This is a genomic window from Clostridium sp. CS001, from assembly GCF_020443565.1.
Taxonomy (GTDB): domain Bacteria; phylum Bacillota; class Clostridia; order Clostridiales; family Clostridiaceae; genus Clostridium_AD.
The window spans coordinates 155,200-179,376 of the sequence record NZ_JAIZZN010000006.1; the positions used below are offsets into that span (position 1 = coordinate 155,200).

Here is a 24,177-nt window from a genome sequence, read left to right on the forward strand (position 1 = left end):
ATTTTTAGTGTAAGACAAAAATTATTAAACAATAAGTCTCACTTTTTTACAATGAGACTTATTTGATTAAATTTTAAATTTTTACCTTAAACACTGTTTGCTCTTCAATATCTGTAGCAAGAGAATCTAATGCTACCCCTACTCTGTGATAACGTAATTTCCATTGCTCTATCTTACTAGTACCTGGATGTCCTAATGGATAAGGTATTGATATAGTAGGAACTATTCTATTTGAACCAACAGTTGTTGCCACTGGTACTAAGTTACACATTTGAACAATAGGGAAGCCTTCTCTTTCAAATTCTTTTACCATCGTTGCACCGCAACGAGTACAAGTTCCTCATGTTGAAACCATTATAATTGCATCTACTTTTGCTTCTCTCAAATAAGGAATAATCTCTTTAGCCATTCTAGCTGCTTCAGCTTGTGTGGTTCCTGTTCCTACAGTTGAGTAAAAATACTCATGTAGTTTTCCGATTTTACCTTCTTTTTCATGAGCTCTAAGTGCGTCTATAGGAACTATTACATCTGGGTCTGCATCTGCTGCTGCAGGGTCAAATCCAGCGTGAATTGTCTTGTAAACTCCACCGAGTAAGTCGTCCACACCTTCAATATTGTATCTGCCCCATCTTGTTGCAGATGCAGATTGAATTCTGTCTGGGTTATCTATTGGAACTATACCACCTGTATTAACAACTGCAATATTTGCTGTGCTTAAATCTTTTAGAGCAGCTGCAATAGGAACTCTATCAAGTTTTGGAATTGGAAGTTCTGTTTCAAATGCTTCCCCATTTAACTTTTTAACTAGCATTTCTACAACTCTTTCTGATGCTGGTTTTTTGTCGTCTCTCCAAACCTGATGTCTAATTCCTCTTGCATAATACCCTTCAGCATCTGCTCCTAATAATTCTTCTCCTTTTAAAAGCTTGTTTCCTAAGCTAGCCATAGCTTTTATATCATCTCTCATCTTTGCAGCGCTATGTCCACCCTTTAATACATACATATCCTTTTTAAACATTTCCACACCAGGATTTTCTATATGCATTGAAGTTATAACTGGTACATTAAATCTTTCTTTTACTGCCTTACATATAGTTCCACAAGCAACACCATATCTTCCTGCTTGAAATGCTGGTCCTGCAAAGAATATATCAAATTCTTTACCCTCTAAAAATCCAATAATAGACTTAACTGCTTCTTCAGTGTTTGAACCCATGAAATTATCGCCACATATAATAGTATGCGTAACCTCTGCATCTGCTTGTTTATCAAGCTCCATAGCAGGTCCAACTAAACCTTCCTTTATTACAGGAGCAAAATCTGCTTTTTCTTCTCCTCCAATTTGACCAAAAAATTGATTTGTGTACATAATAGCTTTTTTCATTTTATTGCACCCCCTTAAAATTCTCTCATTGTTTTAGTTGACCAACCTATTACCTGATCTCCGCAGAACATGGCATTGTTCTCCATAATAATTGAACCGTCAGCTCTTACAGAAGGTCCTATTATTTCGTCATTTGCCCATCCTCCAGACATACCATCTCTTGCTAGCGCTTCAAGTTCTCCTAAAACAGTTTCCATTGCTGGCAGTTCAACAAGTTCGGATACATTTCCACAAGATACTAATGCATCTAATTTTACATCTAATGTTACTAATGGCTGTGATTGTCCATCTCTTCCTGTACACTCATTAGTTATTCCTACGGTTTTTACCCCTGCATCCTCTAATGCAACTATACACGCAACGAAATCAGCATCAGGATTTCCGTATCCTTCTTCTGCAACTATGGCACCATCAGCTCCTAAAGATTTTGCTATTTGAGCTACAAATAATGCTGATCTATTCTTTTGCTCAAGAGCAACGTTAAGATTTGACATTATAACTCCTAAAAAGTTAATAGTTTTTCCATGTTCCTTATATAATCTTTTTATTGTAGGGCAATTTTGAAAATCATAAGTAGCCCACTTTGATGAACAAGGCATAAAGCTTCCTGATACCAATGCTCCATCAAGTATTTCATTTGGATGCATATAGGTTGGTACCATGTGGTTTGCATCCCATCCATATACTAAATCATTATATCCATCCTCTTCCATTTGTGATTGAGGTTGCATTACATATACCATAGATGGAAGGCTTTGAACTTCTGCAGATCTTTTTGTAATAGCACCTAATTCATAAGTTTCTATGTCTTCAGGCTCCATGTCCTTTACACATAATGCTATGAATTCCGCTAACTTGTGTCCTGCTCCTCTTAATGCCTTGTTTTTCTTTTGTTGTGTACGTTTTTCAAAATCTTCATCTGTGTCAGCCACAAGAACTATATTTCTAAGCTGTGAGTAGTAAGTATAGTCAGCGCCTTTTCCACCCATATCAATAAGTCCATCTTGGAATCCGCCCCAATGCTTTCCAACTACAATTAAGCTACATTCTTTTAAAGCATGAGTTCTTCCGTTACCTGCTTGTCCTAGTTCTCCAGTATATCCTGGAAAAAGTGCATCACCGTTCACTTTAACTCTAGGCTCTATAGCTTCCTTTACAGGACATAACCTAATCATATCACCAGGGTTTGCAATGTACAAATCTGCCTCTGTAATATGCTCATCTTGCATAACAAAGTCTAATGCCTCTTTTTTATTAATTGTTAAAATACCATTAAGATAAGATGCCTTTTCTCCGAAAACTATTTCTTTAACATAAAAGTTTCCTATTTCTAATTTCATACTTGACACTCCTTTCTAAACTCGTACTATTTTTGGGCTTTATAGAAGATGTATGCATATATCTTCTAAATTGTAATGGATTTCAATTTTAAAACCTTTAAATCTGTTGGAACATTCCATTGATATTATATTAACACAAACATGATTATAAAGTAAACATGTTTATAGCCTAAATATTCTAAATCTTTGTATTTATTTATTTATCTTTACTTTATGTTATAATGTTTAAGGTAAATTATATTTAATAGATTATTAAATTTATAGGATTGGTGATTTTATTGGACAATAAAGAAATACAAAAAAGACGAATGATGGGATACTTCCTTACAGCCACAAACACTATAATTGATGAAGAAGGTATTTCCGCAGTTACTATAAGAAAAGTTGCTAGTATAGCTGGCTTTAATATTGCTACAGTTTATAATTATTTTGAAAATCTTAACCATCTTATTTTCTTTGCTTCCCTAAAATATTTAAAAGACTATGCAGAAGATTTGCCTAAATATACTATGAACTCGGAAAATTCACTTGAAAACTATCTTAATGTATGGAAATGTTTTAGTTACCACTCATACTTAAGACCTGAAATATACAATATTATTTTCTTTAGTAGCTTTTCTCATACCACTGTCAACTCTTCAATAAAGACCTATTATTCAATCTTCCCTGAAGAAATAGGAGAAGAAACTAAAAAATTTTTACCTATGCTATTTGAAGATAATATTCATTTACGAGACTATACTCTTTTAAAGGCTGCTGCAGCTGAAGGTTTCTTTAGGGAGGAAGACCTACATGAAATTAATGAAATGAATATACTTATTTATAATGGAATGTTATCTAGAATATTAAGCGGTAAAAATGATTATACTGTTGACGTTGCTGTAAAAAAAACTTTAACATATATTGAAAGAACCCTTAGCTCTTATAGAATTGATTAGTGCCACCCAAGTGGCAAGTGGCAAATTGTAAGTTGTAAGTTGTAAATTTGAAACTATAAATCTGTAATTAGCTACTTTCATAAAACAACGAAGACCTCACAAAAGTAATTACCTTTGTGAGGTCTTCATTGTCTTGTAGTCTAATTCAGTTCTAATACCTCAAATATTCCTTTACTTAGAAGCATTATTAAGAATGAGGCTAAAAGATTATAGCAAATTAATATTATATATGGTGTATATTGCATTGCAGGATTACCATTAGAAATCATTGATAAAACAGCAAAAATTATAATTCCCGGTAACACCACTAATAGTGTAATACCCATCTTCATAAACATTTCTAGGTTTTTGGTATGAGTTGTCCCTAGTACTCTTCGTGAAAGCACATCGCCATATGTATATATGGCACCAAAGGATGCATAGCTAATAGCACATAATATTGAAATTACTGCACCACTTTTAAATATAATTCCTGATACAATAAAAAGTGCAAGTCCATCTATTGTATATTTAATAAGATCTGCTAGTGTAGCATAAAATAGTTTAGATGTTGAAGCATACGGAATTAAATATATAAATGGCTTTGAAAGCTCCTGTCCCCATTTCCCTTGAATACTAAAGAAAAACAAGATATATATTGTGGCAAATAAAATTGTATTCATGCTCGCACCTTTAAAAAGGTAGCGCGACCCAATTCCTACACCTAGCATTATAAAAGTCATTTTGTCAATAAACGGAATTCCAGATTTCTTATATTCTAGAAGATGTCTGTGGAAAATCGCACTAGCACCACTGCCTATGTTGCCAGACTTAATCTTTCTAAATTTTTTTCTTCCATAGTTCATGTTTCCCTTACCAGACTTCTTCATTGCTACCAATTCTTCCTTCCTGTCTGTAGCCGCAAGAACATCCTCGTAATAATCTGTATTCAGCTTGTATAATAAATAAATCATTATACTTATAAATGCGGTGCAAAGAAGAATATTTATATAAAAGGTGTAAGTTATACCACTCACCGCAGCCATTAAAATAGATTTTATCCATCCAATGAATGGAATGTATATAAAAAACTTATTATTTAAAAAACCTATTGCTGCTACTTGAAAATCCTTGTATATAAATACATTGTATAATAAAGTAATTCCAAAGATAGCCGTTAAACCATTCAATGTTTTCTTAGCTAGACTTCTTTTTTTATTAGATTTAGACGCAATTGAATATGTTAGAAGCCCCATAATTGACATAGTAAACATCAAGAAAAATGCAGCAAAACAAATTATAATGATACCCTCTCCTGTTATAGGAAAAAAGTTTCTAAGGTTAGGAATTTGAAACAATAAAAAGAACACAAAGAAAAAGGTAGTGTAAAGTTGCTTGATAAATCCATAAATAAGAACCTTTGTAGGTGATATAGGTGCTGTGAAAACTAAATTTACATCTACTAATCTAAAAAAACTGCTTCCCTTTTCAATACCATTATTAATTCCAAACCACATCACTGCTAAAATTGACCCAGTTACAATCGCTCCATAGGTATCAATTCTACCTTTTGCAGAAGTTCTTTGGGGACTAAGAAAAGTTGAAACTATAATAAAAATTAAAAAAGCAATTATAAGCAAGTATAGTATCAATATTCCTGGTTTTTTCTTAAGCTGCAGAATGTGGTTTTTTATGGTCTTTCTAAATATATAAAAAAGTGGTTTCATTTTGTTCCCTCCGTAACATGGAAGAACATTTCTTCTAGGGATTCATTTCTGTCTAGTAACTCTTGTCTTGTTCTTGACATTACTATATTTCCATCTTTCATTATAAGGGCCCTATCCCATATATCTTCCACACTATTTATAATATGAGTGCTTATCACAATTGAGCATCCAGTTTGCTTTAATTCTAAAAACACACTATTTAATTCTTTTATTGCCTTTGGATCAAGTCCTACCATAGGCTCATCAAAAAGTATTACTTTTGGTTCTATTAAAAGTGCACAACATATACTAACCTTCTGTTGCATTCCCTTTGAAAGCTCCTTTCCAAGCTTATCCCTTTTATCGGAAAGCTCAAATCTTTCAAGAAGAATTTCTGCCTTCTCTTTATAATCCTTAATTTTGTAGGCTCCAGCTATAAATTCAAGATGCTCGTATACCGTAAGCATTTCATACATTGCAGGTGTTTCAGGAACATAAGCAAAGAGTTTTTTAGCTTCTAAGCTTTTATTAGTGTATCCACAAATCTCAATTTCACCTTCATATTTTAAAAGTCCCGTTACACATTTTATAGAGGTACTTTTACCTGCACCATTAGGTCCAAGTAGAACCGCAATTTCACCATCATTAACGTAAAAACTAATATCATTTATAGCGTAAGTTTTGTCATATTTCTTTGTTACATTAGTTACATTTAACATAATATCCCCCTTATAATAGTGCCACCCACGTGACAAGTGGCAAGTTTAGCAAATGTATGTTAGGTCATTCACCTTTTAATAATTTGTAATCCCCATAATCCTAAAGACTAATCCCCCTATCAATAGTATCACTAATACAATAAAAAAATAACTCTAATCACCCAATTTTGTCCTCCCTCAAATAATGCTGTGCTTGAGATTCCCACATATCCGAATATAAAGCACAACTTGAAAGTAAGTTATCATGGTTTCCTATTCCTACAATGCTACCTTCTTTCATGACCACAATACGGTCAGCAAATTTAGCGGAACCTAACCGATGGGTTACTATCACTGCAGTTTTCTCCTTCGCAATATCTGCAAATCTTTGGTATATCTTAGTCTCCTCTACAGGGTCAATGGCTGCAGTGGGTTCATCTAATATTATCAGTTCATGATCTCTATAAAAACCCCTGGCAATGGCCACCTTCTGCCACTCACCACCGGACAAATCCACTCCATCAAACTCTCTAGATAACATGGTGTCATATCCATTTGGAAAAGCCCCATCGTTAACCTGAATACCAGAATGCGTAACTGCATGCTCTCTACATTTCGTTGTCTTTGACTTAACTTCCATTTCACTAATAGTGACATTATCAGATAAACTTAGCTGGTACCTTTGAAATTTTTGAACCACACCGGAGATTCCTGCAAATAACGCTTTGGGCGTATAATCTTTTGTGGATTTATTATTGTGTAGCACCCTGCCACTTTTCGGAAGATATAGTCCTGTAAGTAACCGTATTAATGTAGATTTACCCGAACCATTTTCACCTACCACAGCAATTGTTTCTCCACTATGGATTGTTAGATTTATGCTTTCTACTGCATTGTTATCTGTAAAAGGATAAGAAAAACTAACATCTTCTAAAACAATATCTCCATGAAATGTCTTTTCCTGCATTGTGTCCTCTCCTGATCTTTCAGGAAGGTCTAAGAATCTTAAATAATTTTGTATCTTTCCAAAATTCTCTGCATAGTATCCGAGACGCCCACAGATAATCTCATCCATAAGATTAAACATTCCATCAACAGAAGTAAATACCGCAGCAAAAGCACCTACACTAATTTCCTGTTTCATTAAGGCATCAAATAGCATCCATAAGATACCAAAGTACCCTGTAAGAGACACTATTTTCATACTAAGCTCTAATAAACTTGCCTTCACATCTGCCTTCCACTTTAAACGGTTCATCTGAACCAATGTGTCTTTAAACAAACGCATAAAATAGGGGCAAGCACCTAAGATACGAGTTTCCTTAAGATATTCTCTGCCTACCATACAGTTTTCATAATACTCACCTTTTCTTCTAAGGGGTGCTGAATGATCTTCTAATTTTACAAATACCTTTACTCGTACCAACTGGCTAAGCATTACTGGTAAAAACACTAAAGGCAGTGCCACCGCTAAAATTGGTTTTAATGTAAAGAGGTATATGCCCATAAATATAAAGTATGGCATGTAAAAGGTTATGAGATCCATAATGGTATTGATAAAATTTTTGGCAAACCTTATTCCCGAATAACATTTGTTTATATCATCCAAAATCTCTGGATTTTCAAAACAAATGGGGTCTAATCTAGCCATTTTCAAGTTAATGATATGAGTAAGTTTCCCGGTAGTTCTCATGTCATAAGTTTCACCAATAAAGTTGACAACTCCACTTGCAATTTGCTCTAATACCGTTACTGCAGATAATAGCAATAATGCCAAAATAGCATCATTTAATGTACCTTTATTAACCGCTAAATCTGTTACCTTATCGAATAATATTTGCATACACAAAATAGATACTGCAAGTAAAGTTCCATTAAAAATAAAAACTATAGAATTAAAAGTAAATAGTCCTGGTGAAACAGATACTACCTGTGGAAAAATCCGTGCTATCATTGTCCATACAGATATCTGTTTTTGCTTATGCTCCTTGCTCATTGTACCAGCTCCTTTGCGCCTTAAACATTTCTGCATAAATGCCACTTTTATTAAGCAGCTCAGCGTGGCTACCACTCTCTGCTATAAATCCATCGTCTACTACTAGTATTTCATCTGCACTCCTTGCAGCTCCAAGTCTGTGGGTTATAAGAATAATTGACTTTCCTTTGCTCACCTTTCCAAATAGCTTGTATAATTTACTTTCACTGATTGGATCAAGTGCCGCAGTGGGCTCATCAAGAATGTATACAGGAGCATTGCTTACCAGTGTTCTTGCAATGGCAACCCTCTGCCATTGACCTCCAGATAAATCCATGCCCTCCTCCGTTAGTTTACCTAGATGGGTATCAATGCCTTTAGGCAACTTTTTAACATCCTCATCCATTTCCATGCTATGTAATGCTTTTTCTACCAAAGCTGTTTGTTTATTCTGATGTTGAACTTGTCCACAATTGCCCAAAAGTACATTATCCTTTAGTGTTATCTGATATTTGGCAAAGTCCTGATACACCACAGCAAAATATGCCTTTAACTGCTCTTGGGTAAAGCTTCTGATATTCTTTCCATTAATCAATATGTCACCTTGGTAATTATCATACAAGCCTGTTAAAAGCTTAGTAATAGTTGTTTTACCTGCTCCATTTTTGCCCACAAATGCATATTGCTTATCCCTTTCTAGCCTCATGGATAGCCCTTTTAAAATCACTCTATCAGTTCCCGGATAAGAAAAATGTACATTTTTAAACTCTATACTTTCAAAAGGCATTTTTTGCACTAACATATCCGGTAATGCATCCGCTCCCTCCACTTCCTTAAGGTGTGAAAATGCTGTTAAGTCCTTTAAATACAACTTATTTTTCGTATATTCTTGCATCACAACGGATAACTCCCAGGACATCTGCTGCACCAGACTAAAAGCAGCAGTAACTAATCCCATATACATACCAACACTAATTAACCCTTTGCTTACAGGGGTTAATAATACTAGTGCAATTGCCATGGATATGGTTGCTGTAATAATACTTGCTGTTTTCATTTTAATGAAATTACCTTTCATAGCTTTAAACTCTATTTTACGCGCAGTTTCATACCTATCAAACCACTTCTTATCTATTTCCTTTGTATATCCAAATAGGGCACGTTCTTCTACGCTCTCCCTTGAAGAAAGAACTTCTTTTAAATAATCTGCCTTTCTTCTATACTTTTCTGCTTCCGAATATGCTTCATAATCAACCTTTCCACTTTTAGATGCCAATGCAAATAGTGGCAGTGCAATTGCTATAATTGCAATAGCAACCCACCATACCTGTGCAGCAATGATGATCATAAGTCCCAGAATCTTTACTATGTACTCTACAATATTAAACAGATTATTAAGACCTTTCATTATTTGCTCAGAAGGATCTTCGCCGACTCTTGCAATCAAATCCCAGGTGTCATTATTCTCAATATGCTCATAACATAGACGACTGCGTTTTTTTACTACTGCGGGGCGAAAACGTTGATTCATTTTTAAATCCAGCTTTAATCTCATAAAGTAATGTAATACTGAGGAAACCCATGAAAATCCGATGAATATCATGAGCGCAAATAGTGGTATATAAATTCTAGTCATTGACCCATTTTTAAAGATATCAATGGCTGTATCTATAAATTTTGATATTGTTAGTACTTGAAAACTTGGAATGAGTGCTATAAGTACCCGCAAAATCCCCATGCCTATTACAGTTACAGGCGCAATCTTTAATGGTATTCCAATGTAATCTGCTACCTTATAGTTTCTAATTTTAATTTCCACAATAAATCCCCTACCTTTCAGCTTACTTTTCCGGCCTAATAATACATACATACCCTACCAAGGAATTATATCATATATCTGTAACATTATGTATTAACTTATTCTAGCGAGAGTGTATCTAGGGTTCCGATTGAAAAATGTCTGGTCCGAGCGATACAGGATAATGTCTACACTTTTAGGAGAAAAGCCTGAAGGACGAGTCTCAATTTAGAGATTTGTTTTTAGGGCTTATTTTTTTGGCAAAAGGAGATGGTTGTATTGAGTATAATAAAAGTTAGTAATCTTAACAAAACATTCAGAGTTAAAACAAAGGAAGAAGGCAAGCAACAATTTTTCATACAAAAACTGTAACTGAATTTACAACAATATATATATTTCCTCATAAATCTGTTATAATATATAAAATGTCTAAATATTTTGAAGACTCCAATCGAAATCTATTATTTACACTAAAAGGAGGGTTCTTATTATGAAAATTCAATTTTATGGAGCTGCAAAATCTGTTACAGGGTCATGTCATATCTTGTACATAAGCGGAAAGACTGTTTTACTCGATTGTGGCTTATATCAAGGAAAAGATGAAAGAAACTTTGGCAATGAGGAATTTGATTTTAATGCTAAAGATATAGATTATGTTATTTTATCACATGCACATATAGATCATAGCGGAAGAATACCGCTACTTTACAAGAAAGGCTTTAAGGGAACTATTTTCTCAACGCAGGCAACAAAAGATTTATGCAGTATTATGCTTCCTGACAGTGGTCACATCCAAGAATCTGAGATAGAGTGGAAAAATAGAAAACGAGAGCGTCGTGGTTTAAAACCTCTAGAACCACTTTATACAGTCAAACTAGCCGAGTCTTCTATTTCTCTTTTTTCAGCATTTCCTTACGATGAAATGATAGATATCTTTGATGGGCTAAAAATAAGATTTAGAGATGCAGGGCATCTTTTAGGTTCTGCTATTGTTGAATTATATATAAAGGAAGAATACCAAGAAGAAGTAAAGCTCGTGTACAGTGGTGATTTGGGTAATATAAATAAGCCAATCTTAAAAGACCCAACAATAATTAATCATACTGATTATTTAATAATGGAGACTACCTATGGAAATAGAGTACATCCTGATGCAAATGAAAATCTAAAAGAGCTATTAAAAATAATTAAAGACACCTTTAAAAGAGGTGGAAATGTTATTATACCTTCTTTTGCAGTTGGGAGAACTCAGGAGATTTTATATGAATTAAATAAATATGTAGATAATGACGATTTAAAGGGCGTTACAGTTTATATCGATAGTCCTTTAGCTATTGAAGCTACAAAGATCTTTGAAAGTCATAATGAGGATTATGATGAAGAGGCTAAAAAACTTGTTATGAAGGGCGATTACCCCTTTAGATTTGACGGCTTAAAATTCTCTACTTCCCCAACTGATTCAGCTAATATTAATAAAATTCAACGCGGAGCAATCGTTATTTCAGCAAGTGGCATGTGTGATGCAGGCAGAATAAAACATCACCTTAAGCACAACTTGTGGAGACCAGAATCTTCAATTGTTTTTGTAGGCTATCAAGCACAAGGCACATTGGGACGCTCTATAGTTGATGGAATAAAAGAAGTTAAGATATTTGGAGAACCTATTGCTGTTAATGCTCATATTTATAATCTTGAAGGATTATCTGGTCACGCTGATAAAAACGGACTATTAAATTGGGTAGAAAGCTTTATGGAAAAACCAAAAAAAATCTTGCTTGTTCATGGCGATAAAGAAGCACAGGATAGCTTCCAGCAGTTATTGGGTTCCAAGGGCTATAGCTCTAAAATAGTTGAAAGTGGAGAAATTCTCTATATCAATGAAAAAGTTGACGGAAATGATAAAGTTGCTGAAAATGATAACGATATAAAAGGTAGATTGTTAAAACACATAAACTCAATAAATAATATTGAAGGATTAGAAAAGGATAAATTGCTTGATATTATAAAAGGCTTTATTTACGAAAAATAGGAATTCAAAGAATAATTAAAGCTGGCATAGCATATTAGCTGTGCCAGCTGTTGTTATGTAAAAGTAACACATTGCAAATTAAAATTAGGAGGATGAAAATATGAATAACATGTATGACAAAGTTGCAGAATCATCAAAGTTTATAAAAAGCAAAATCAGTATAAATCCTAAAGTAGCAATTATTTTGGGATCAGGACTTGGGGATTTGGTTGATGCCATAGAAAATAAGGAATACATTGACTATAAGGATATACCAAACTTTCCACAATCAACAGTTATAGGCCACGAAGGAAGATTAGTTTTAGGAAGAATAAAGGGTGTAGAAGTACTTGCAATGCAAGGTAGATTTCATTATTTCGAAGGTTATACAATGAAAGAAGTAGCCTACCCAGTGTTCGTTATGAAACTTTTGGGTATTGAAAAACTAATAGTAACTAATGCCTGTGGAGGCATAAACACAAGTTTTAATCCTGGAACATTAATGATAATTACTGACTTTATTAATTTAGTTTCTGATAACCCATTGATTGGAATTAATGATGAAAGATTTGGCCCAAGATTCCCTGATATGTCTGAACCATTTAAACTTGAATTAATAGATAAAGCAAAGAAAATTGCAGATGAATTACAAGTAGACTACAAAACAGGAGTTTATGCAGGGTTCATGGGGCCATACTATGAAACAGCCGCAGAGATAAGATCAATTGGAAGGCAAGGCGCAGATGCTGTTGGAATGTCCACAGTTCCTGAAACAATAGCAGCAAATTATTTAGGTATTGATGTACTTGGAATATCTTGTATTACAAATATGGCTACAGGCATACAAAAGCAAAAACACTCTCATGAAAGAGTTGTTGAAACCGCAAAAAAAGCTTCGGTAAATCTCTGCAAGTGGGTAGCTAAAATAGTAGAGGATATTTAATAGCTATTTATTTAATCCATATGAATTTATAATTAATTTAAATTATATGTTATAATACCTTGACAATTAGATGCTTTAAGGAGGCAACCTTATGGAAATATGGGATATTTACAATAAATACAGACAAAACACCGGACGCACACACGAAAGAGGTAATCCTATGAATGAAGGCGATTATCACCTTGTAGTTCATGTTTGGATTGTTAATGATAGAGGAGAATTCTTAATTCAGAAGAGGCAACCTTGGAAGATTGGCTGGCCAAATATGTGGGCTGAGTCTGTTGCAGGATCTGCTATCCAAGGTGATAACAGCAAAGAAACAGCTATTCGTGAAACAAAGGAAGAATTAGGTATTGATTTAGACATAAGTAAAAGTGAGCTTCTGTTTACGGTTAAATCTTCTAGTGGTTTTGAAGATATTTGGCTTGTTAGGCAAAATATTGATATAAGGCATTTAAAACTCCAATATGAGGAAGTTGCTGATGCAAAATGGGTTACTTTAGAAGAAATTAGAAATATGATGCAAACTGGTGAATTTATTTCACTAGATTATTATGATGACTTATTTGAAATGATAAATTCCAATATAGTTCTTAGCTTGGCAAAGGCTGATGATGCACAAATACTACTAGATATACAAAAGGAAGTATTTTTACCCTTATATGAAAAATATCATGACCATGGAACAAGTCCAGTAAATCAAACATTAGAGAATTTTCTAAAAAGATTTGATATTGGCCATTATTATAAAATACTTCACCAAAATTACTTGGTAGGAAGTGTGTTCGTTTATGAAAAAGAACCTGGTGTAATGAATCTACATATAATAAATATTATTAGAAGATCCCAAAATAAAGGAATTGCTCAAGAAGTAATAAGACGTCTAGAACTTATGTATCCACAAGCAATTAGATGGGAACTAGAAACTATATTATCTGAAAAGCGCAATTGCTATCTTTATGAGAAAATGGGATATGTTCAAAGTGGCGAATTAAAGGTTATTAATGATAAGATGTCACTTGTAAGTTATAAAAAATTAATGGATACCCTATAAATATATATACAATGGTATAATATTCAAGTAAAAGGCTCATATTTGCTTGTGTCAAAAAAAGCATCTAACTTTGATAACACTCTTCTTACCAATTAGCAATTTAAATCATCACCTAAGGTACTGCAATATTAATAAAGTTCCCACAATTAAATCTTGCACAATTTTAATATCTTGGTGGTGATTGTTAATATCCTATTGCTAACTTACAACTTCTATTGTATAATCAAGTATTGCTTGTCATACAAGTATCGTGAATAAGTGTTAAATTGCCTCGTAATACAATTTAACTATATAGGCCTTCAAGTTTTTATCACTTCAAAAATTCTTTTACTGTATATCTAATTTTCAAACATAAACAAAACTTAAAAGTTAGTAGCTTAAAGATGTTACTTATAGGTAGTATCTTTTTTTGTACCTTAATTATTACTAATATATCCTACCTAAAACAAATATATAAATATCACGGGAGATGCAACTAATAATTGTTGTCTTTACTATAACTCGCAAGGAGGATAAAATTATTGAAAACTATAGGGTTCCCAAGAATGCACAAAGAAAAAAATGAAAAAAGAGATTTTTTGCCTACTTTTTTTGCTGTGCTTAAAAATGAAAAGGTACAAATATTTCTAGAAGAAGGCTACGGCATGGCTTTGGATTATACAAAAGAAGATTATATTAAGGAAAATGAAGCAATCCAATTTGTATCTAAAAGAGAATGTTATGAAAAAGATGTAGTTGTAGTTTTAAGATCTCCAGAATTTAAGGAACTTGACTATATGAAAAAAGGTAGCACTTTATTAAGTATGCTTCATTATCCAACTAGAGCTGCACGTATTGAAAAACTTAAGGATAAAGGCATATTTGCTGTTTCAATGGATTCTATTAAAAATGATTTTCTTGAAAGAATTGTTGTAAATTATGAAGGAACTTCTGGAAATGGAATTGATACGGCATTTACTGAACTTGCTAAAACTTATGAAAACATCTGTATTAAAGATAAAAAGCCTATAATTGTTAGCGTAATGGGAATGGGTCGTGTTGGTTTAACCGCAGCAAGACTCTCAAGTAAATATGGAAACAACAAAACAACTGAAGATATCCTTCGAGATAAAACTAAAGGCGTGCTTGTTAATTTGCTATCTAGAAACCTAACTAAAGATAAGAATGAAATGATAAAAATTCTACGGAAAACAGATATTTTAGTAGATGCAACAACTAGAGATGATTCAACCAAGTATATTATCAGTAATGAATTATTAGGCCACTTAAAGCAGAATTCCATAATCTTAGATTTGACGGCAGATCCATATTTAACAGATGCTAATTCTATCCAGATAAAAGCAATTGAAGGTATTCCTCATGGTACACTTGACAAAACTGTTATTTACCCTGATGACGATCAGTATAACAATTTGCCAAAGTCCTTGAAAACACTTCATCGAAGAACCGTAGTGGGTTGCAATGCTTGGCCGGGAGTTACACCCAATGCTTGCATGGATTTGTATGGTAAACAGCTTATATATATTCTGCAAAACCTTATAGTCTATTCTATTAATGATTTTGATTTAAGTAGCAATGATTATTTTAATAGAGCAATATATAGAGGAACCATTAAATATTTTGAAGAATGCTCAAATCACTATGGGGATGATTTAGTAAATATAGTAGTGTAGAATTTATTAATAAAGCACATTCCAAATTAATGATTATAATTGGAATGTGCTTTTCTATAATTTTTATAAATTAAATTTTTGAACCAATGTATTGAGTTTTCCAGCAATGGTTGCTTGATTTTCAGCAGTAATTGAAACTTGTTCCATAGCTTGGGTTGTTTCACCTATACTTGATAGTATGTCCATTGATCTTGATGATGTGTTTTGTGCTGATGATGCAATATGTTGGACTACTTTAGCAACTTCCTCCATTGTAGCATTAATCTCCTCAGTCATAGCACTTGACTCCTGTGTCTCCTTAGCGATCTCACCGGTATTTTCATTTACAATTTCAAGTTTTGATGTAATTTCTTCCACTGTTGCCGATAACTCTTCGCTTGAAGCACTTAATTCTTCAGAACCTTTCATTATTTCTAACACCATTTCTTTTATGTTTCCTTGAGCATTGTTTAAAGCTGTTGCAAGTTGTCCAAATTCATCTTTACTATTTAAATCAATTTCTTTAGATAAATCGCCATTTCCAATTGCTTTCGCAAAATCCAATCCTTTTTTTAATGACCTTGTCATGTATATAGATAAAATAACCCCTAATAATGTTGAAATTAGTAAGGCTCCAATTATAAATGAATAAATTATTTTACTACTAGTGTTATATAATTGCGTATTTTTATCGTCACTTACCTTTGCCATGTCATTGTTTATTACCAACAGTTTATCCAAAGACTCAAACATTTGTCCACGCATGTCTTGAACCAAAGGCCAGTGTTCTTCTTCGCCAGCATAATTATTGTCTTTTAGATATCTCATTTATTAATTTACTAATCCTTTGAGCTGATATATTTTATTATTATCTTTTCCAAGTCTTTTAAGTTAAATGGCTTTGAAATATAATCATCCATACCACTTTCTATACATTTTTTCTTATCACTATCCATTGCATACGCAGTCATGGCAACAATTGGGATATGATTACCACTGTTTTTTTCTTTTTCTCTAATAGTTTTTGTTGCTTCATATCCATTTACTTCTGGCATTTGTAAATCCATAAGTATTAAATCTACACATTCCTTTTCTAGAATTTCAATTGCTTCTCTACCATTGTTTGCAGCGAAGTAGTTCACTCCCTTAATATCCAAAAATGACTTTACAATCTCCATATTTATTTCATTATCTTCTGCTATTAAAACTGTTCTATTTCCACTGTTTACAGGTGGTGTAATTTCATTTTTAGCTATAATTTTTTTTTCACTTACTTCATCTAGTTGCTGCAAATTAAATTCTGCTGTAAAATAAAATGTACTTCCTTCACCATTTTCACTTTCAAACCAAATCTCACCATTCATAAGTTCTGTAATCTCTTTTGATATGGCAAGTCCAAGTCCTGTTCCACCATATTTTTTAGTATAAGAGGAGTCTCCCTGGCAAAATGCTTCAAATATTTTATCTTTATATTCGTTATCAATACCTATTCCTGTATCTTCAACTGAAAACTGAATCTTTATTTTCAAAGCATTACTATAATTCTTTTTAGCGCATAAAATTATTCGTCCCTCATCTGTAAACTTAATTGCATTATTAACTAAGTTAATAATAACTTGATTTAGTCTAACTTTATCTCCAATAATATCTAAATTCATAAAGGGTTCAATATAGTGCATTATTTCTAGATTCTTTTTATGTGCAAGAAATTGAAGTTGATTTACTATTGTATCAAGTGTATCCTTCAAATTAAAGGGTTCAGTAGATAGTTCTAATTTACCTGCTTCTATTTTGGCCATATCCAGTACACTATTGACAATATCTAGTAGTAAATTTGAAGATGTTTTTAGCATATTTAAGTATTCATTCTGTACATCATTAGTATTTGTATCTTCTAATAAATAGGCCATACCCATAATTCCATTTAGTGGTGTTCGTATTTCATGACTCATATTAGCTAAAAATGCACTTTTTATTGAATTAGCTTCCACTGCTTCTTCCTTTAATATCTCCATTTCCTTGTAATTGGTTCTAAGTTCTTCCTCAGTTGCCATAAGTTCTTCATATATTGATGATAATTCTTCATACTTTTCATTTAGCTCTTTTTCTCTATTTACTCTTTCAGTAATATCTGTGCAGATGATTGCAAATTTTTTATATTCAGGTGAATAGGCGTAAACTTGAAAGTATTTATTAAGTTCACTTGAAAAATTTTCATAATATAATTCTTCACCACTTATTGCAACTTGTCCATATTTATCAATCCAGTAACTTTCAGTATTTGGCATTACTTCTTTAATGGTTTTACCAATGATATCCTTTCGCAATATCCCTGTAATTTTTTCGAAACTATCATTTATATCAATATATCTATAATCAATAGGCTCATCTTCCTCATTTAAAATTATCTCATGTAATGCCATACCTTGATTCATTTTAGAATATATTAATCTATATTTTTCTTCACTCTCTTTAAGTTCTTTTTCTTGTCTTTTTCTTTCTGTTATATCTCTAATAACACTTATTACTATCTTGTTACCTTCAAATTCTATACCAACCGACTTTACTTCTACCGGAAACATAGTTCCGTCTTTCTTATAATGATTTATTTCATAAATTATATCCCTTTTAAATGTTTCACTTAATTGAGAATTTAATAAATCTCTAGATTCTTCATTTCTAATGTCAAGTAAATTCATTTTTAACAACTCTTCATATGTATATTCATAAATTTTAATTGCTTGGTTGTTAGCATTTAATATAAATCCTTCCTCTGATACAATTAAAATTATATCTTGGACATTATCAAATATACTTTTATAAACTTCTAAACTGTTATATAAATTAAGGTTACTTTCCTGCTTATTAATCAATTCTTTCACTCCTTATGTACGCTTATTTACATCCAATATCATTTCTTCTATGTCTTTTGATGTAACTGGCCTACTAAAATAATACCCTTGAATAATATCTGCATTCATGTTTTTAATTAAGTCGTACTGCTCTTTTGTCTCTACACCCTCAACTATAACGATTAGATCCATATTATGCGCTAATTGTATTATCCCTCTTGCCATTTCTTCATCTTTTTTATTAACTGTTATATTGTCAATAAAAGACTTATCTATCTTTAAATTATCTATAGGTAAAGCCTTTAAATACTTTAGAGAGGAATATCCTGTTCCAAAATCATCTAATGAAATACTAAATCCACTATCTTTCAATTCATTTAGTAAATACATGCCCTTATCTATATTATTCATTAAAGAGGTCTCTGTTATTTCAAATTCTATAAGCTGTGGATCAACATCATTTAAAAACACTATTTGTTTAACTTTTTCCACAAACCTTTCATCTTGCAATTGTACTGGTGATACATTAATAGAAACCTTCATAAGAATTTTACAATTTGATTCCCACAATTTGATTTGATTACAAACGCCTTTTATAACCCATTCACCTATATTTTTAATAAGACCTGCTTCCTCTGCAATAGGAATAAATTCATAGGGTGAAATACTTCCTATCTTTTTACTATTCCACCTGAGCAGTGCTTCTACCCCCATAATAGTTTTCTTGTGGCTATGTATTTTAGGTTGGTAATATATTTCTAATTCATTTTCTTTTATTGATTGTCTAAGGTATTTTTCTATTTCATTTTTCCTTACTAATTCATTTTTTATTTTTTCATCATAAAAACAATATTTATTTTTACCCGTTCCTTTCGCCTTATACATGGCAGCATCAGCATTTATAAGTAGCCTATTTATGTCATCACTATCTCTTGGGAAAATTGTTATTCCCATGCTTGCTGAGGTATAAATATTTTTCTCTCCTACTTCAAAAGTTTTTTTGAATATATCTATTATCTTATTACATTTTAAAATAACATCTTCGTTACTTTTTATATCATTCATGACAATTAGAAATTCATCTCCACCAAATCTTGCTACAGTATCATTTTCATCAAAAGATATCTTTAATATCTCTGCAATTATTTTTAATAGCTGATCTCCATAATGATGACCTAAAGTATCATTAATTTTTTTAAAATCATCTAAGTCAAGAAATATTATGGCTCCTTCTTTTTTATTAACTTTAAAATCTTTCATAACTTTTTCTATTATATCGGTAACTAGTACCTTATTAGGTAAGTTTGTTAACGTATCATAATATACTTTATGCTTAATTTCCTTTTCTATTGCTTTTATATCTGAAATATCTGTTATAGACCCTGATAATTTAATAAATTTACTCTCTATGTTTCGCAGTCCTTTTGCTCGTATAAATACCCATTTATACGAATCATTTTTTATTTTTATTCTAAATTCACATTGGTAACAAATTGATTTACCATCCATGTAATCTTTGAAACTATTACATACATCAATTAAGTCATCTTCATGTATTAAATTTTTAATAAAATTAATGTTTTCATTTATGCTATAACCGGTTATATCCTCCCACTTTTTAGAAACAACTAGATTATTATTTTCTAAATTCCATTCCCATACAACATCCTTAGAACCGTCAATGGCTAGCATCTTCATTTCTTCTTTTTCGATTAATTCCTTATTTATTAATATTAATGCATTTCTATTTGCATCTACTTTTTTCATTAATATATAATTCTCTAACAAGGATAGTATCAATAAAATAGATATAGTACCTAATCCTAATTTGTATATCATGTTTTATCTCTCTCCCTTTTATGGACTTTATGTTTTAGTGGTGAATTATTATAATTCGCATTTCTTCTAATGTATGTTAAAGGCTGGTATCTATTGAAAAAATTAGTACACTCATTTAATGCAAAAATTATAATATAAGAATAGTATTTTCCACCCTAAAATGAAAATATAGTTAACTAATTATACATCCTTCTTTCTAAATTCTCAATCTATTTATAACTTAGAAATGGTACAATCAAATTAGAAATGCATCTTATCCATTACTCTGCACTATACCGATCTATTAGCATCAAGGAAAGAAAAAAGGTGATTCTTTAGATAAGAATTACCTCTTTTACTTATTCCTGCTCCATCTTAAATCACATAATAAAAATAGACCAAATTATTACCAAGATAATTTAGCCTGTTCTATTTACACTTATTAAGTATTGTCAATTGGATTCTTTGTCTTCAATGATTTCCTGTCTTGATGCTATAAGACCCAATAAATCCCCAACTGAAGTTATAAAGCTGCTTAAAAGCTCAATTTCATCTGATGTTAAGCCTTTTGAAAAAGAAATCGCAAGAGCATTTGCCGCGACTAAAAGTTGCCCAGCATCTAGATTACTTAATGGAAATGACATAATAAATCACCTCTTAATAAATTATATGCTGAACTATTGTGAGGGGTGATTTATTAAATATAGTAATTATATGCCTCTTATATAATAATTATTTTATATACTATTTTTTATATTTCTCAATATACTCCAAAAGTGCCATACTAACTAAATCGATGCTTTTATACTCTTTATATGTCTCTGCAAAATCTTTAAACTGACCCAAAACATCTGTATACAGTCTAATAGTAGTCGTGGTCTTAAATTCTCCGTTAAGAATATCTTCATTAATTTTTAATTCTTGTTCTTGTGGTACATCAATTATAATCTTATAATCTGTTGTTTGCTTTTCTGTTTCAACTTTAGCTACTACTTTCTTCTGTTCTTCTACAAATGTATAAGCTAAATCAATAGCTCCCTCTATGCTATCCGAATTAAATTTCATGCAAGGCATTTCATTGTTTAAAGTTAAATAAAATTTAGGGCTTAATTCAATTTTTACCTTATATCCTGCATCTATTAATTTCTCTAACTTATTCATTTTCTACACACCTTCATTTATATATTTTTAAAAACAACTTTTAAAACTTTTTTAGGTCATTTATATTCTTAAGTTTACTCTATAATATTTGCAAACATATCATGCCATACTATAATGTATATTATGTTCTGTAACTGTCTTCCTATACATAAATAAGCTAGTACGATCTTTTAAACCTTTAAAAATATATAATTTTTATTAACTATACTTTACAACAAAAGGGGCACACTATATGATACGCATTATTTATATAGTGTAATTTTTATATTCGAAGGGAGAATAATCATGAATGAAAATGATTCAAAAAAAGAAGATAAAGGTAGAAATATTATTGAAATTATAATCCCATCTAATGGAGTTACTTCCGAAGCTAAAAGTGCTTCAACCTCTTCAAAGACTGATACATCTAATATGGATAGCAACACTAATGATGATAATTCAAAGGAAGAACAACCGAGTAATCAATCAAACGTAAGGGATTCTTCTAATGATTCAACTCAAAAGAAAGAACAAATAATAATTAATATATCTCATTAATGCTGTAAGACTTTCAATAAAATGATATTCAATGTTTTAGATAAAAACAGCCCCGTACTTAGCCATTAAAAGCTAAATACGGGGCTGTTTATCATCTATAATTTATTTACTCATTGCCTCTTCCACTGCAACCGCAACTGCAACTGAAGCTCCAACCATTGGGTTATTACCCATTCCGATTAATCCCATCATTTCAACATGAGCTGGAACTGATGAAGAACCTGCGAATTGTGCATCTGAATGCATTCTTCCCATTGTATCAGTCATGCCATAAGAAGCAGGACCTGCTGCCATATTGTCTGGGTGAAGAGTTCTTCCAGTACCACCGCCTGATGCTACTGAGAAGTATTTTTTGCCTTGCTCTATACATTCTTTTTTGTATGTTCCTGCAACTGGGTGCTGGAATCTTGTTGGGTTAGTTGAGTTTCCAGTTATAGAAACATCTACGCCCTCCATATGCATTATAGCAACGCCTTCGCGAACGTCGTCACAGCCAAAACATCTAACTTTAGCTCTTTCTCCCTTTGAGTAAGCAGTTTCTTTAACTACTGTAACTATACCAGTATAGTAATCAAACTGAGTTTGTACATATGTAAACCCGTTTATTCTTGAAATTACCATAGCTGCATCTTTTCCAAGACCATTAAGTATAACTCTTAAAGGCTCTTTTCTAACTCTATTAGCTGATTTAGCTAGTCCAATTGCACCTTCAGCAGCTGCAAAAGATTCATGTCCAGCTAAGAAAGCAAAACAAGCTGTTTCTTCTTTTAAAAGCATAGCAGCAAGATTTCCGTGCCCTATACCTACTTTTCTATCATCAGCAACTGAACCTGGAATACAGAATGACTGTAGGCCTTCACCGATAGCAACAGCTGCATCAGCAGCTTTTGTACATCCTTTTTTTATTGCTATTGCAGCACCCACAACATAAGCCCATGCTGCATTTTCAAAACAAATTGGTTGTATTTCTTTTGTAATTGTATAAGGATCTATACCTTTCTCTTCACAAACAGCTTTTGCCTCTTCTATAGAGTTCATTCCATATTTCTGAAGTACAGGTATGATCTGATTAATTCTTCTATCATAACTTTCAAATAATGCCATTTAAATTCACCCTCCCTATCCTATTCGTGTCTTGGATCTATAACTAATACAGCATCATCAAATCTACCATAGCTACCAGTAGCTTTTTTCATAGCTTCATTAGCATCCATGCCTTTTTTAACCATATCCATCATTTTTCCAAAGCTTATAAATTCATAACCAATTACTTGGCTATCTGCATCTAATGCTATTCTTGAAATATATCCCTCAGCCATTTCTAAATATCTAACACCTTTAGCTAAAGTTCCATACATAGTTCCAACTTGGCTTCTTAATCCTTTTCCTAAATCTTCAAGACCTGCTCCTATAGGTAGTCCACCTTCTGAGAATGCAGTCTGGGTTCTTCCGTATACTATCTGAAGGAATAATTCTCTCATTGCAGTATTAATTGCATCACAAACTAAATCTGTATTTAAAGCTTCAAGAATAGTCTTTCCTGGTAAAAACTCAGAAGCCATAGCAGCTGAATGAGTCATACCTGAACATCCTATGGTCTCAACTAACGCCTCCTGTATAATTCCATCCTTAACATTTAAAGTGAGTTTACAAGCACCTTGTTGTGGAGCACACCAGCCTATACCGTGTGTTAAGCCTGATATATCTTTTATTTCTTTAGACTGTACCCATTTTCCTTCTTGAGGAATTGGTGCGCTGCCATGGTTCGGACCCTTTGCCACACATATCATGCTTTCAACTTCATGTGAATAAATCATTTTATAATCTCCTTCCTACGTATACTATTGTTACTAAAAGCTCTTTCGCCTTCATTCTAGCAAACTTAACCACATCAAACAATACTTTCTACTAAAAAGATTTAAAACATATACTTTTTACGTTTTAAACCTTATTATTTAAGGTATAATAATATTTAATAGATGGATAGGTTATAATAAATTGTACGGTAAACATTCGGTCATGATATAATAGATAAAAAGGAGTGTGTAAAATATCATGGCAGGAAAAACAAAAAATTATACAGAGGAATTTAAAAAGCAAATAGTAGCTCTTAAGCAAAATGGCAAATCAACCTCAGATATAGCAAGAGAATATCAAATAGCAAAATCTACAATAATTAAGTGGTTGAATGATTATAGCGAATCTGGGTCTTTCAAGGCTAAGGATAATCGAACCATGGAAGAGAATGAACTACTACGTCTTCGTAAAGAAAATAAGCAATTGCTGATGGAAAATGATATTTTAAAGCAAGCAGCGCTGATAATGGGACGAAAA

At 32.2% G+C, this 24,177-nt stretch carries 19 protein-coding genes and 1 pseudogene; 7 read left to right on the top strand and 13 right to left on the bottom strand.

The features are described from left to right. Window positions 1-73: 73 nt before the first annotated feature. Both grdH and LGK97_RS06360 read right to left on the bottom strand, forming a co-directional pair. Window positions 74-1,384 carry a betaine reductase selenoprotein B gene (gene grdH / locus LGK97_RS06355; protein ID WP_226258910.1) on the bottom strand — a complete coding sequence of 437 codons (1,311 nt, stop codon included), beginning with the start codon at window positions 1,382-1,384 and terminating at the stop codon, window positions 74-76. 14 nt (window positions 1,385-1,398) lie between these two features. Beyond that, window positions 1,399-2,724: a glycine/sarcosine/betaine reductase component B subunit gene (locus LGK97_RS06360; RefSeq protein WP_226258911.1), complete on the bottom strand. Its 1,326-nt coding sequence runs from the start codon at window positions 2,722-2,724 to the stop codon at window positions 1,399-1,401. A gap of 278 nt (window positions 2,725-3,002) precedes the next feature. On the opposite strand from LGK97_RS06360, the gene LGK97_RS06365 reads away from it, so the two are divergent. Continuing rightward, entirely contained in the window at window positions 3,003-3,662 is a 660-nt protein-coding gene (locus LGK97_RS06365; RefSeq protein ID WP_226258912.1) for a TetR/AcrR family transcriptional regulator, read from the top strand. Between the two features lie 140 nt (window positions 3,663-3,802). Here the strand turns inward: LGK97_RS06365 and LGK97_RS06370 are convergent, their stop codons facing one another. The 4 genes from LGK97_RS06370 to LGK97_RS06385 all read right to left on the bottom strand — a co-directional run bounded on the left by LGK97_RS06370 (window position 3,803) and on the right by LGK97_RS06385 (window position 9,839). After that, window positions 3,803-5,368, bottom strand: a complete 1,566-nt coding sequence (locus LGK97_RS06370; RefSeq protein WP_226258913.1) for a putative ABC exporter domain-containing protein — start codon at window positions 5,366-5,368, stop codon at window positions 3,803-3,805. After that, window positions 5,365-6,066, bottom strand: a complete 702-nt coding sequence (locus LGK97_RS06375; protein WP_226258914.1) for an ABC transporter ATP-binding protein — start codon at window positions 6,064-6,066, stop codon at window positions 5,365-5,367. Before LGK97_RS06375 ends, LGK97_RS06370 begins: the two co-directional genes overlap by 4 nt. Window positions 6,067-6,223: 157 nt before the next feature. Further along, window positions 6,224-8,041 (bottom strand): ABC transporter ATP-binding protein, encoded by a 1,818-nt coding sequence (locus LGK97_RS06380; protein ID WP_226258915.1) that lies wholly within the window; start codon window positions 8,039-8,041, stop codon window positions 6,224-6,226. Then, on the bottom strand, window positions 8,025-9,839 hold the full coding sequence (locus LGK97_RS06385; RefSeq protein ID WP_226258916.1) for an ABC transporter ATP-binding protein: 1,815 nt from the start codon (window positions 9,837-9,839) through the stop codon (window positions 8,025-8,027). Before LGK97_RS06385 ends, LGK97_RS06380 begins: the two co-directional genes overlap by 17 nt. A 469-nt stretch (window positions 9,840-10,308) precedes the next feature. Between LGK97_RS06385 and LGK97_RS06390 the strand changes: the two genes are divergently transcribed. The 4 genes from LGK97_RS06390 to LGK97_RS06405 all read left to right on the top strand — a co-directional run bounded on the left by LGK97_RS06390 (window position 10,309) and on the right by LGK97_RS06405 (window position 15,496). Beyond that, complete coding sequence (locus tag LGK97_RS06390; RefSeq protein WP_226258917.1) at window positions 10,309-11,847, top strand: MBL fold metallo-hydrolase RNA specificity domain-containing protein; 1,539 nt, start codon at window positions 10,309-10,311, stop codon at window positions 11,845-11,847. 109 nt (window positions 11,848-11,956) lie between these two features. After that, on the top strand, window positions 11,957-12,769 hold the full coding sequence (locus tag LGK97_RS06395) for a purine-nucleoside phosphorylase (RefSeq protein WP_226258935.1): 813 nt from the start codon (window positions 11,957-11,959) through the stop codon (window positions 12,767-12,769). 91 nt (window positions 12,770-12,860) lie between these two features. Continuing rightward, window positions 12,861-13,823, top strand: coding sequence for an NUDIX hydrolase (locus LGK97_RS06400; protein ID WP_226258918.1), 963 nt, complete (start codon window positions 12,861-12,863; stop codon window positions 13,821-13,823). Window positions 13,824-14,344: 521 nt separating this feature from the next. After that, window positions 14,345-15,496, top strand: coding sequence for an NAD(P)-dependent oxidoreductase (locus LGK97_RS06405; RefSeq protein ID WP_226258919.1), 1,152 nt, complete (start codon window positions 14,345-14,347; stop codon window positions 15,494-15,496). A 63-nt stretch (window positions 15,497-15,559) separates the two neighbouring features. Here the strand turns inward: LGK97_RS06405 and LGK97_RS06410 are convergent, their stop codons facing one another. The 5 genes from LGK97_RS06410 to LGK97_RS06430 form a co-directional block, all read right to left on the bottom strand. Beyond that, window positions 15,560-16,303, bottom strand: coding sequence for a methyl-accepting chemotaxis protein (locus LGK97_RS06410; RefSeq protein WP_226258920.1), 744 nt, complete (start codon window positions 16,301-16,303; stop codon window positions 15,560-15,562). Between the two features lie 11 nt (window positions 16,304-16,314). Continuing rightward, on the bottom strand, window positions 16,315-18,348 hold the full coding sequence (locus tag LGK97_RS06415; RefSeq protein WP_226258921.1) for a PAS domain S-box protein: 2,034 nt from the start codon (window positions 18,346-18,348) through the stop codon (window positions 16,315-16,317). A gap of 12 nt (window positions 18,349-18,360) precedes the next feature. Continuing rightward, on the bottom strand, window positions 18,361-20,166 hold the full coding sequence (locus tag LGK97_RS06420; RefSeq protein WP_226258922.1) for a GGDEF domain-containing phosphodiesterase: 1,806 nt from the start codon (window positions 20,164-20,166) through the stop codon (window positions 18,361-18,363). A gap of 431 nt (window positions 20,167-20,597) precedes the next feature. Next, window positions 20,598-20,789 carry a hypothetical protein gene (locus LGK97_RS06425; RefSeq protein WP_226258923.1) on the bottom strand — a complete coding sequence of 64 codons (192 nt, stop codon included), beginning with the start codon at window positions 20,787-20,789 and terminating at the stop codon, window positions 20,598-20,600. Between the two features lie 100 nt (window positions 20,790-20,889). Further along, a complete protein-coding gene (locus tag LGK97_RS06430; protein WP_226258924.1) occupies window positions 20,890-21,306 on the bottom strand; it encodes a hypothetical protein in 417 nt (138 codons plus the stop codon). 285 nt (window positions 21,307-21,591) lie between these two features. On the opposite strand from LGK97_RS06430, the gene LGK97_RS06435 reads away from it, so the two are divergent. Next, entirely contained in the window at window positions 21,592-21,843 is a 252-nt protein-coding gene (locus tag LGK97_RS06435) for a hypothetical protein (protein WP_226258925.1), read from the top strand. 102 nt (window positions 21,844-21,945) lie between these two features. On the opposite strand, the gene LGK97_RS06440 is transcribed toward LGK97_RS06435, so the two are convergent. Both LGK97_RS06440 and LGK97_RS06445 read right to left on the bottom strand, forming a co-directional pair. After that, window positions 21,946-22,947: a GGGtGRT protein gene (locus LGK97_RS06440; protein WP_226258926.1), complete on the bottom strand. Its 1,002-nt coding sequence runs from the start codon at window positions 22,945-22,947 to the stop codon at window positions 21,946-21,948. 20 nt (window positions 22,948-22,967) lie between these two features. After that, window positions 22,968-23,660: an iron-sulfur cluster assembly scaffold protein gene (locus LGK97_RS06445; protein ID WP_226258927.1), complete on the bottom strand. Its 693-nt coding sequence runs from the start codon at window positions 23,658-23,660 to the stop codon at window positions 22,968-22,970. Window positions 23,661-23,898: 238 nt separating this feature from the next. Between LGK97_RS06445 and LGK97_RS06450 the strand changes: the two are divergent. Then, window positions 23,899-24,177, top strand: a pseudogene (locus LGK97_RS06450) (transposase); the annotation flags it as partial.

Excerpts from the sequence above, each read along its gene's own strand:
- LGK97_RS06360 (WP_226258911.1), bottom strand. The coding sequence starts at position 2,724 with ATGAAATTAGAAATAGGAAACTTTTATGTTAAAGAAATAGTTTTCGGA.
- LGK97_RS06370 (WP_226258913.1), bottom strand. The coding sequence starts at position 5,368 with ATGAAACCACTTTTTTATATATTTAGAAAGACCATAAAAAACCACATT.
- LGK97_RS06375 (WP_226258914.1), bottom strand. The coding sequence starts at position 6,066 with ATGTTAAATGTAACTAATGTAACAAAGAAATATGACAAAACTTACGCT.
- LGK97_RS06380 (WP_226258915.1), bottom strand. The coding sequence starts at position 8,041 with ATGAGCAAGGAGCATAAGCAAAAACAGATATCTGTATGGACAATGATA.
- LGK97_RS06390 (WP_226258917.1), top strand. The coding sequence starts at position 10,309 with ATGAAAATTCAATTTTATGGAGCTGCAAAATCTGTTACAGGGTCATGT.
- LGK97_RS06395 (WP_226258935.1), top strand. The coding sequence starts at position 11,957 with ATGTATGACAAAGTTGCAGAATCATCAAAGTTTATAAAAAGCAAAATC.
- LGK97_RS06400 (WP_226258918.1), top strand. The coding sequence starts at position 12,861 with ATGGAAATATGGGATATTTACAATAAATACAGACAAAACACCGGACGC.
- LGK97_RS06410 (WP_226258920.1), bottom strand. The coding sequence starts at position 16,303 with ATGAGATATCTAAAAGACAATAATTATGCTGGCGAAGAAGAACACTGG.
- LGK97_RS06420 (WP_226258922.1), bottom strand. The coding sequence starts at position 20,166 with ATGATATACAAATTAGGATTAGGTACTATATCTATTTTATTGATACTA.
- LGK97_RS06425 (WP_226258923.1), bottom strand. The coding sequence starts at position 20,789 with ATGTCATTTCCATTAAGTAATCTAGATGCTGGGCAACTTTTAGTCGCG.
- LGK97_RS06430 (WP_226258924.1), bottom strand. The coding sequence starts at position 21,306 with ATGAATAAGTTAGAGAAATTAATAGATGCAGGATATAAGGTAAAAATT.
- LGK97_RS06435 (WP_226258925.1), top strand. The coding sequence starts at position 21,592 with ATGAATGAAAATGATTCAAAAAAAGAAGATAAAGGTAGAAATATTATT.
- LGK97_RS06440 (WP_226258926.1), bottom strand. The coding sequence starts at position 22,947 with ATGGCATTATTTGAAAGTTATGATAGAAGAATTAATCAGATCATACCT.
- LGK97_RS06445 (WP_226258927.1), bottom strand. The coding sequence starts at position 23,660 with ATGATTTATTCACATGAAGTTGAAAGCATGATATGTGTGGCAAAGGGT.